The following is a 9,450-nucleotide window of genomic DNA, read 5'->3' on the forward strand; positions in this document are numbered from 1 at the left end:
CCAGACCGCCGTCCGGCACGGTCCGCCCCGGCGCGGTCATCCCGGAGTCCCCGAGGAACGCCCGCCGCCCGATCTCCGCACGCCCTATCCGCACCTACACCGCCAAACGCGGGCCCGCGCACCGCCTCGCCGAGGAACTGGGCCTGCCCGTCGGCGCGGGCTGGCTGATCGGCTTCACCGCGCGGGACCTGTCCGCCCCCGAGGGCCGGGAGCGGGTGCGCGCCCTGCTGGCGACCGGCCCCGGGACCGAGTGCGTCCTGGACCTGGGCGCCACACTGCGCCAGATCGTCCTCCCCAAGGACCAGGTGCCCGACCGGCTCGACGAACTGACGCGCGGCGCGGACCCCGACCGGGCGCAGGCCGTGGTGGTCCGGGACTTCATCCGCGGTGACCTCGGCCTGATCACCCGCCGGTCCGGGACCGACCTGCTCGTCGAGTACACCCCCGACGGCCTGCTCGCCCTCAACCGCGGTACGGCGGGCGCGCGTTCCTTCGTCTTCCACGCGAGCGGAACGAGCGGCGAGGTGCCCCCCGGACTCGCCCCGCACCTGGAGCGCATGGCCGCCTTCACCAGCCGGATGCACGAGCGGTACGGCGACGCCACCGTGGAGTGGGTGTTCGCCGGCGGCGAGCCCCACTTCGTCGACTACTCCCTGCTCGCGGGGGACGAACTCACCGGCGAGCGCGGCACGTCGGTCTCCGCCGGCTCCGCGCGCGGACCGCTGCTCTCGCTCGCCGACGACGACCTGCTGGCCCGGCTCTCGGTCGGCCCCGCGGTGAGCGTGGACCGCAGCAAGGACGTCACCGAGCACACCGAGATCACCCGCCTGCTGGAGAAGATCCGGGCCATGCCCGCGCCTCCGGTGATCCGCGCCCGCCGCCCCTACGCGGTGCTGTCCGTCCTCATCGGCGCGGTGGCCGGCTTCGTCTTCGAGGAGGGATCCGTCCTGTGCCACCTCGCCATCCTGCTCCGCGAGGCCAAGGTCCCGGCCCTGGTGGCCCAGGACCTCGGCCCGTTGGTGGACGGCGCGGAGGCCGTGATCGGCGACGGCACCATCACCGTCGCCGGAAGGAGCGCCGACGATGAGCACTGAACGGACCGCCGCCCCGCCCCTCGACTCCCACGGCACCTGGATCGTGCTCGGCGGTGTGCACCTGCTCAACGGCAGCAAGCCCCGCACGGACGCCGATCCGGTCGTCCTCGTGCGGGTGGACCCCTTGGAGGAGACCAGGCCGAGTACCACCGTGGTCGTGCGCTGGGCGGAACTCGGCACCTGCGAGGCCGACGTCCTCACCGCCGCCGGCCGCCCCCTGGGCGCGATCACGGCCGACGGTGCGGAGCTGTTCGAGGACGGCTTCGCGGGACCCGGCCTGCGCCCCCTGGTCGGCTCCGCGGGCTCGGCCCTGGTCCCGCTCTGCTACCTGTCGGAGCATCCCGGCGGCGGCTACCACGTCTACGCCCAGATCCGCGCCCACGCCGAGGACGCCTGCTTCGTCCGCACCACCCCCGAGCCGGTCGGCCACGGCCGGGTCGAGCAACTCCACTGGCTGGAACCGATGGTGACGGCCCATCAGCGTCACGAGCTGATGCTCGGCAACCACCACCTCTACTTCCGCAACCACTTCAAGGGCACGGAACTGGAGTACAAGTACACCCTCGACCCGGCCCCCGACATCTGGGAGGCCGGCATGGAGGTCCTGCGGGCGCTCAGGGCCGGCGAACTCCCCGGCTGCCGGCCGGAGTACCGCGAGGACTTCCAGATCTGGTACTACGACAACCACCTCTTCGACGTCCTCGCCCCGGAGTCCGAGCGCGGCTACGCCTCCTTCATCCCCTCCACCGACGGCCGCAACATCCTCAAGCGCAAGTGGTTCGCCGAGGACTCCTTCGCCCGCCGGGAGGAACTCACCCACGGCGTCGACCTCGCCCCCGACGGCTACGCCGACCACCTCGAAACCGAACTCGGCCTGAGCGTCCGGGCGTTGCCGCCCTTCCGCAGGGTCCGCTACGACGTGCAGTGCGAGTCGCTGCGCACCGGCCACGTCTACGGCATCTTCTTCGACCACTGCCGTCTCCTCGACGATCCGGAGGTCGTCCTCTCCCAGTGCGAGGTGGAGTACCTGCGCTCCCGCAACCTCGTCGCGCACGAGGAGGGCGAGGTCGTCGCCGAGATGGACCGGGTCGACGCCTGGGTGCGCGAGTTCCTCGCCGAGCGCGGCTGGGCCAAGGAGCGCTCCTTCTACTCCAAGCGCAGCTTCCTGCGGGACGTCGTCGACCTCCGGCCCGACCTGGAGCCCGTCCGGCCCGACCTGGAGCCCGGACGGTGACGGTCTACTGGCTGGTCTGGGACGCGGCCGCGTACTGGATCGTCGACCGGCTCGTCGCCGAGGGCGCGCTGCCGCACACCGCCCGGCTGCGGGCCGCCGGCGTCAGCGCCGCCGCCCGGCCGCCGGCCCCCAACTGCCAGACCCCGCCCTCCCTGGCCACCCTCTTCACCGGCACCTGGCCGGAGCGGCACGGCGTCACCGGCTTCCGGATCCCCGGCACCGGCGGCCCGGTCGAGGAGTCCGCGGCGGCCTTCGCCCCGGGACGCTGCGCCGCGCCGACGGTCTGGCGGACGGCCGCGGAGGCCGGCTTGCGCACCGCCGCCGTGCACGTCCCGTGGACCATCGGCGCGGACGGCGAGGCGGAACCGGGCGTCGACGTGGCGGTGGAGGCCTACGGCGACCGCATCGACCGACAGGCGGCGCTGCCGCTCACCGGCCGCCGGGAGAGCTTCCCTGTCGGCCCCCACACGCTTGAGGTGACCCGCAGGGGCCGCCGTGTTCACGTCTCCTGCGGCGACCGTTCCGTGACGGTGGAAGACGAGTGGCGGCCCTTGCGGCTGGGCCGGGACAGCGGTGTCTGGCTGCGCCCGGTCGAGACCGGGGGACGGCTGCTCCTGCTGCGGACCGGTGCCTGGCGGCCCCGGGTCGTGGGACCCGACCGGACGCTCGCCGAGGCGGTCGCCCGAGGGCTGCCGGTCTTCGCCGGGGAGGGCATCGGCCCCAGCTACCGTGCCGGGCTGCTCGGCCCCCGGCTGGTGGACGGCGGGGACGGCACCGCGGAGGACCTCTTCCTGTCCTCCGTGGCCCGCGTCCACGACTCGTTCGAGATCCCGGCACGGGCCGTCCTGCGCCATCACCACGCCGACCTGGTCGTGATCTACCTCCCCAGCACCGACGACCTCGGCCATGAGCTCATCGGCTGGTGCGACCCCAAGAGCGCCGCCCACCGCCCCGACGTCGACGACCGCGTCTGGGCCCGGGTCCGCACCTGCTACGGCTGGGCCGACCGGCTGCTCGGCGCGGTCCTCGACCGGGCGGGTGCCGAGGACACGGTGCTGCTCGGCGCGGACCACGGCATCGCCGGCACCGCCTGGGTCGTCCACCCCAACGAGGCACTCGTCGCCGCCGGTCTCGCCGCCCGCTCCGCCGACGGCACCCTCGACCCCCGCCGCTCCTCGGTGATCTACCACCCGGCCGACAACGGCTCCCTGTGGGTCAACCACCAGGACCTGCCCGGCGGTTCGGAGCCCCGTACCGCCGCCCCCGACCTGCTCGACCGCGCCGAGGCCGCCCTGCGCGCCCTGACCGCACCCACCGGAAGCCCCCTCGTCACCGGTTGCGCGCGCTCGCCCGGCACCGACCCGGACCTGGTCCGCCATGTGCTCTTCGAACCCGACTGCCTGCCCACGGCCGCCCTGCGCCCCGATCGCGCGGCCGTCGTCCCCGCCCACAAGCCGGGCGCCCACATCACCAACAACGGCGACCCCCGGCTGCACGCGGTGTTCGCCGCCCGCGGCCCCGGCCTGCCGCCCGGCACCGACCTCGGCGTCGTCGACAACACCCTCCCCGCCCAGATCGCCCTGCGCCAACTCGGCCGTACCCGACCCGACTCCCTTGCGAGGCGCGTGTGCACCGCTACATGAACTTCCTCGACACCACCCTGCACCTGGACATCGACGGCGAGGCCGAGAAGTCCTTCGAGCCGGTCGCGCGATTCTTCCGGCACACCCTGGCCGACCAGCCGCTCAACGAACCCGCCTTCCACCTCACCTTCGTCCCCTACGACCCGGAGGCCCGGCCCCCGACCGGCCGTCCCGCGGTGATCCGGCAGAGCACCGCCCCGGAGTTCACCTTCCACGCCCTCCTCTCCCGCACCGGCGACCGGCGCGTCTACGCCAACGAGCACACCCGGCTGGACGTCCCGGTAGACGCCCGGACCGACCGGCGCTTCGAGGTCGGCATCACCGACGGCTCCGTGTGCCAACTGATGGACTTCCTCAGGGACTTGATCATCCGCACCGAGGAGACCCGCGGCACGGTCGTGCTGCACGCCTCCGGGGTCCGCCGCGACGGCCTCGCCTACGCCATCGCCGGACCGAAGGGCGCGGGCAAGACCACCACCCTGGTCTCCGTGCTCAGCCGCCCCGGCTGGCAGTACCTCACCGGCGACAAGCTGTTCTGCCGCATCGAGGACGGCGGCATCACCGCCACCCCCTGGCGCGACTACCCGTACGTCGGCGCCGGCACCGTGCGCGAACACCCGCAGCTCGTCGACTGGGTGCGCACCCACACCGGCCTCGACCCGGCCGAACTCCCCGACCGCAGAAAGCTGTTGCTGGACGCGGACGCCTTCGAGGCATGGCTCGGCTCGGAGTTCACGCCCGAGCCGCACCGGCTCGCCGGGATCCTGCTCCCCGAGGTCCGCCCCGGCATGCCGTACGCCGTCGAACCGGTCGAGGAGGAACCGGAGCGGTGGATGGAGCTCAACCGGATCGTCGACCGGGCCGTCGACACCACCTTCTTCGGCTGGCAGCACTATCTCGTCCCCGACTACGCGGCCTTCTACCGCACGCTCTCCGCGATGCGCCCCCATCTCGCCGGCCTCGCCATGCTCCGGCTGACCGGCACGCTCGACGTCGACCTCGACGCGGCGCTCGCGAGCGCCTCATGACAGGGCGTCAGATACGCGTCGCGATCGTCGGACACTCCGGCAGCGGCAAGTCCACCTGCGCGGCCACCCTGCGCGAGTACGCCACCGAGCAGGGCATCGGCTTCGCCCGGATCCCGCTGGCCCGTCCGCTGTACGAACTCCAGGACCGGGTCTACACCACCGCCGGCACCCCGCTCGGGGCGGGCGCCCAGGACCAGGTGCTGATGGAGGACCTGGCGGGCCACCTGCGCCGGCTCAACCCCCGTGCCCTGGTGGACGACTTCGCCGCCCGGCTCGCCGACTGCACGGCCGGGCTCGTCGTCAACGACGACCTCCGTGACCCCTTCGTCGACGCCCCCGCCCTGCGCGAGCTGGGCTTCCGGATCCTGCGCGTCACCTGCGACGAGCGGCTGCGCCTGGCCCGGCTCGCCGACCGCGCCGACCTCACCCGCGCCGACGGCTCCACCCGCGCCCTCGACCTGATCGAGCCGGACGCGGTCATCGACAACAGCGGCGACCTCGCCGCCTACCGTACGGCGATCCACGCCACCGTCCCCACCCTGCAAGGGAGTTACCGGCCGTGATCCTGACCGGTCCCGAGATCGCCCAGGCGGTGGCCGCGGGCGACCTCCACATCGACGACTTCGACCCGGCCCGGCTCGAACCCAACTCCTACGGCTTCCGGCTCGGCCCCGAACTCCTCGTCTACGACCGGGAGACACTGGACAGCCGCCGTGCCCCCGGCTCCCGGAGCCTCGCGATGGGCGCTGGCGGGGTCGTCCTGGAACCCGGCCGGTTCTACCTCGGCAGCACCATGGAGGCCATGGGCAGCCCGCACTACGCGGCCACCCTCTACGCCCGCCGCTCCGTCTCCACGCTCGGCGTGTGGATCCAGTTCTCGGCCCCGCTCGGCCACAGCGGCGCCGTCTTCCCCTGGACCCTGGAGATCACCGTGGCGAGCCCGGTCCGGCTCTATCCCGGGATGCTCATCGGCAAGCTCGCCTTCTGGGCCATGCAGGGCAGCCCGCTCCTCTACGACGGCAAGTACACCGGCTCCACCGCCGCGGTCGCCTCCCGGCTCAGCGAGGACCTGGTCACCGTCCCCACGGACGGGGGCGCGTGACATGACGTCAGGTGAACGGTTCGTCGGCATCGACGAACTGCGCGAACTCTCCCGCCGCAGTCCCGTACGGGCCACGCTCGCCATCGCCCGGCAGTGGGCCGTGATCGGCGCGGCCGCGGCGGGCGCGGTGTACGGGGACCGCTGGTACGGCTACCTGGTGGCGATCGTGGTCGTCGCGACCCGCCAGCACGCGCTCGCGGTGCTCATGCACGACGGCGCCCACCGCCTCCTGTACGCCGACCGTCGCGTCAACGACCTGGTCAGCGATCTCCTCCTGGCCTTCCCGCTGTTCATCAGCACCGCCCTGTACCGGCGCCACCACCTCGAACACCACCGTTACCTCAACACCGACCGCGACCCGGACTACGACCCGACGGCGATCGAGAACACCACCCGCGACTGGGTCCGCCTGTTCGCCGCCGACGCGGTCGCCCTCAACATCGTCAAGACCGTCGGCACCCTGGACCAGTTCTCGCTCCTCCCGGTCCTGCGCGGGGACCGGGGCGTGGCCCGCGCCATGGGCCGCGCGCGGTGCGTTCTCTTCCTCGCCGGGCTCGCGGTCCTTACGGCCGTCCTGGTCGTCACCGGCTGGTGGCTGCCGTATCTGCTCCTGTGGATCGTGCCGATGATCACCGCGCTGAGCATGATCCTGCGGCTGCGGGACATGGCCGAGCACGTGGGCTGCGACGAGGACGCGGGGATCGGCGGCACCCGCTCGGTGCTCGCCGGAGCGGTGGAGCGCGCCCTGTTCTCCCCGTGCCGGATCAACTACCACCTGGCCCACCACCTCTATCCCAGCGTGCCCTGCTACAACCTGGGCGCCCTGCACCGCCGGCTCATGGAGAACCAGGCCGTGCGCGAGAAGGCCCGGATCTCGCACTCCTACCTGTTCGGCCGTTCCAGCGTGCTGCGGCATGTCGCCGAGGCCCGCGCCCTGCGGTACGCCGCCCCCGCCCCCACGCCCGCCCCCACGGAACAAGGAGCCGCCTGATGGCCCTCACGCCCGAGACCCGCCTCGGCCATGTCGACGCCTTCCTGGCCGCGCGCGGACTGACCCCCGACGGGCTCGAACGGCTCCTGAGCGGCCGTACCGGAGCGGCCCGGCACTTCCTGCTCACCAGCTCGCCCACCCACGGACTCGCCAACGCCACCAGCGACATCGACTTCATCAGGATCCAGACCGAGCCGATGGCGGGCGCCCGGATGGCGACGCAGCTCTTCGAGGGCCCCGACCACCTGGAATCCATCTCCTTCTCGGAGGAGGAGGCAGAGGCGGCCTTCGCCGACCTGCGGGCCCTGGCGGACGCGACACCCCGCGAGGCGGTCCGTGCCCACCGCGGCTGGGACAAGCGGCACGAACTGCGCCGCAAGTACCTGGAGCGGATGGTCAACGGCGTCTCCCTGGACCGGACCCTGCCCTATCTCGACCACCTGCCCGACCTCGCCCGGCTGTGGAAGTGGTCCTCCCTGCACACCGCGTCCGAACAGGTGCTGTTCCTGTCCCTCGCCGAGGCGGCGGGGGAGCGGCGCGGCCGGGTGGGCTACGCGGTCAACGCCCTGCTGTACCTGATGGACGCCGTCCTCTCGCACCATCTCGACGTCTACTCCAACCGCAAGTGGTTCCTGCTGAGGTGGACCCGCTTCCGGGCGCGGGAGGGATCAACTCCCTTGGTGGCGGTGGTGGATGCCCTTCGCACACCCGTGTCCGAAGCACTGGCCGGGAAGGACGTCGGCCCCCTCGCCCCGCTCTTCCTCGACCTGCTCACCGAGGTCCACGCCGTGGCCGGAGAAGGCCGGACCCCGACGCTCACCGTGACGCACGCCGACGGTCTCGTACGGCGCCGCTTCCTGCCCGGCGCCGACATGCTGCTCGGTGCGAGCACTGCCTTCCTCGGCCAAGTCCCGCTCCCCGAGGGCGAGATCGGCTTCACCGGCTTCGACGCCCCCGCCGACCTGCTGCGCGCCGCCCGCGTCGGCGCCGTGACCCTGCTGCCCGCCGCCTGACCGAGACACCCGAGGAGCCCGATGCAACCCGCCCTCTTCCCCGGCGTCCGCGCCGGCCGCGGCCTGCCCCCCGAGACCGCCGTCCGGGCCTGGGCGACCGCGGCCTGGCTGATGCAGGTCGACGGCCGCGCCTACGTCGAGGACCTGGACGGCGGCGCGGAACAGCCGCAGCTGCGCCAGGTCGTCAAACTCCGGCTGCTGGAGCTGCTCGCCGAGATCGACATCCGGCTGACCGGCGCCGAGCCCGCGGGGGAGGGGCACCTGCTCGCCCTCGCCCTGGAGTACGGACTGCACGAGGTCTGCACGGCCACCGGCCCCGAGCTGGCCCAACTCTTCGACCTGGACCAGGAGTTCGGCGGCGATCTCGCCGACGACGCCGGAGTGCGCGAGCTGTGGAACGCGCTCTGCGAAGCCTTCCCCGGACAGATCCCCGACCCGCTGGTGGCCAGCGGTCAGGGCGAGGTCCTGCGGGCGCTGCGCGACTGGTCGAAACTGTGCACCGCCGCCGGGACGGACGCGGCGTTCCTCGAACCCTTCCTCAAGGACGCCTGAGATGGGCTTCGTCGAACGCTACGGCGCCGCCTTCGGCCGCTCCAAGGCCCTGCTGCTGCGCATGTCCGGCCTGCTCGCCGGGGAGCGGGAGGCCCAGGGCGCCTGGATCACCGACACCACCGGGCGGCGCTGGCTCGACCTCGGTTCCTTCGGCGTCCACCTGATCGGCCACCGCCACCCCGAGGTCGTCGCGGTGGCCCGCGACCAGCTGGACCTGATGGGCCTGTCCGGGAAGATCCTCGGCAACGCCGAGGCAACTCGTGGTGCCGAAGCCCTGATCGACATCGCGCCACCCGGCCTCGACCAGGTCGCTTTCGCCAACAGCGGTGCCGAAGCGGTGGAGATGGCCATGAAGACGGCCGCACTCGCCACCAACCGCACCGAGTTCGCCGCCCTGCGCGGCTCCTACCACGGCAAGACCGCGGGCGCCCTGCACCTGTCCGACACCTACGCCGTGCGCTCTCCGCTGCCGCTCACGGCGAAGGTCCACTTCCTGGACCCGGCGGACCTCGACCGGGCCCGCGAGGTACTCGCCGGCGAAACGGTCGCCGCGCTCTTCGCCGAACCCGTGCGCGGCGAGGGCGGCGTGCTGCCCGTCGACGCCGAACACCTCACCGCCCTGCGGACGTTGTGCCACGAGACCGGCACCCTCTTCGCCCTGGACGAGATCCAGACCGGCCTCGGCCGCTGCGGCACCCTGTGGCGCTCGGCCGCCGACTGCCCGCCCGACCTCCTCCTGGTCGGCAAGGTGCTCGGCGGCGGCCTGGTCCCGACGGCCGCTGCCCCGCGGGGG

General features: G+C 73.1%; 10 protein-coding genes. All 10 read left to right on the forward strand.

Translation table 11 applies throughout. The features are described from left to right. A partial coding sequence (locus ABZ896_RS50340; RefSeq protein WP_360945443.1) for a PEP-utilizing enzyme occupies window positions 1-1,094 on the forward strand: 1,094 nt, incomplete at its 5' end. Further along, a complete protein-coding gene (locus ABZ896_RS50345) occupies window positions 1,084-2,328 on the forward strand; it encodes a hypothetical protein (RefSeq protein ID WP_360945446.1) in 1,245 nt (414 codons plus the stop codon). The genes ABZ896_RS50340 and ABZ896_RS50345, both read left to right, overlap by 11 nt. Beyond that, a complete protein-coding gene (locus ABZ896_RS50350; RefSeq protein ID WP_360945449.1) occupies window positions 2,325-3,971 on the forward strand; it encodes an alkaline phosphatase family protein in 1,647 nt (548 codons plus the stop codon). Before ABZ896_RS50345 ends, ABZ896_RS50350 begins: the two co-directional genes overlap by 4 nt. Then, complete coding sequence (locus ABZ896_RS50355) at window positions 3,968-4,999, forward strand: hypothetical protein (protein WP_360945452.1); 1,032 nt, start codon at window positions 3,968-3,970, stop codon at window positions 4,997-4,999. Before ABZ896_RS50350 ends, ABZ896_RS50355 begins: the two co-directional genes overlap by 4 nt. Continuing rightward, window positions 4,996-5,562 (forward strand): hypothetical protein, encoded by a 567-nt coding sequence (locus ABZ896_RS50360; RefSeq protein WP_360945455.1) that lies wholly within the window; start codon window positions 4,996-4,998, stop codon window positions 5,560-5,562. The genes ABZ896_RS50355 and ABZ896_RS50360 overlap by 4 nt, the downstream gene beginning before the upstream one ends. Continuing rightward, complete coding sequence (locus tag ABZ896_RS50365; protein WP_360945458.1) at window positions 5,559-6,101, forward strand: deoxycytidine triphosphate deaminase; 543 nt, start codon at window positions 5,559-5,561, stop codon at window positions 6,099-6,101. The genes ABZ896_RS50360 and ABZ896_RS50365 overlap by 4 nt, the downstream gene beginning before the upstream one ends. A gap of 1 nt (window position 6,102) precedes the next feature. Next, window positions 6,103-7,092, forward strand: a complete 990-nt coding sequence (locus ABZ896_RS50370) for a fatty acid desaturase family protein (RefSeq protein WP_360945461.1) — start codon at window positions 6,103-6,105, stop codon at window positions 7,090-7,092. Continuing rightward, window positions 7,092-8,105, forward strand: coding sequence for a DUF6001 family protein (locus tag ABZ896_RS50375; protein WP_360945464.1), 1,014 nt, complete (start codon window positions 7,092-7,094; stop codon window positions 8,103-8,105). Before ABZ896_RS50370 ends, ABZ896_RS50375 begins: the two co-directional genes overlap by 1 nt. Window positions 8,106-8,126: 21 nt before the next feature. Then, window positions 8,127-8,657, forward strand: coding sequence for a DUF6031 family protein (locus ABZ896_RS50380; RefSeq protein ID WP_360945467.1), 531 nt, complete (start codon window positions 8,127-8,129; stop codon window positions 8,655-8,657). Window position 8,658: 1 nt separating this feature from the next. Continuing rightward, the coding region (locus tag ABZ896_RS50385; RefSeq protein ID WP_360945470.1) for an aminotransferase class III-fold pyridoxal phosphate-dependent enzyme at window positions 8,659-9,450 on the forward strand (792 nt) is incomplete at its 3' end.

The organism is Streptomyces sp. NPDC047072, assembly GCF_040643855.1.
Lineage (GTDB): Bacteria > Actinomycetota > Actinomycetes > Streptomycetales > Streptomycetaceae > Streptomyces.

Bases quoted from the DNA above. Each gene is read 5' to 3' on its own strand.
- ABZ896_RS50345 (WP_360945446.1), top strand. From the start codon at position 1,084: ATGAGCACTGAACGGACCGCCGCCCCGCCCCTCGACTCCCACGGCACC.
- ABZ896_RS50355 (WP_360945452.1), top strand. From the start codon at position 3,968: ATGAACTTCCTCGACACCACCCTGCACCTGGACATCGACGGCGAGGCC.
- ABZ896_RS50360 (WP_360945455.1), top strand. From the start codon at position 4,996: ATGACAGGGCGTCAGATACGCGTCGCGATCGTCGGACACTCCGGCAGC.
- ABZ896_RS50370 (WP_360945461.1), top strand. From the start codon at position 6,103: ATGACGTCAGGTGAACGGTTCGTCGGCATCGACGAACTGCGCGAACTC.
- ABZ896_RS50375 (WP_360945464.1), top strand. From the start codon at position 7,092: ATGGCCCTCACGCCCGAGACCCGCCTCGGCCATGTCGACGCCTTCCTG.
- ABZ896_RS50380 (WP_360945467.1), top strand. From the start codon at position 8,127: ATGCAACCCGCCCTCTTCCCCGGCGTCCGCGCCGGCCGCGGCCTGCCC.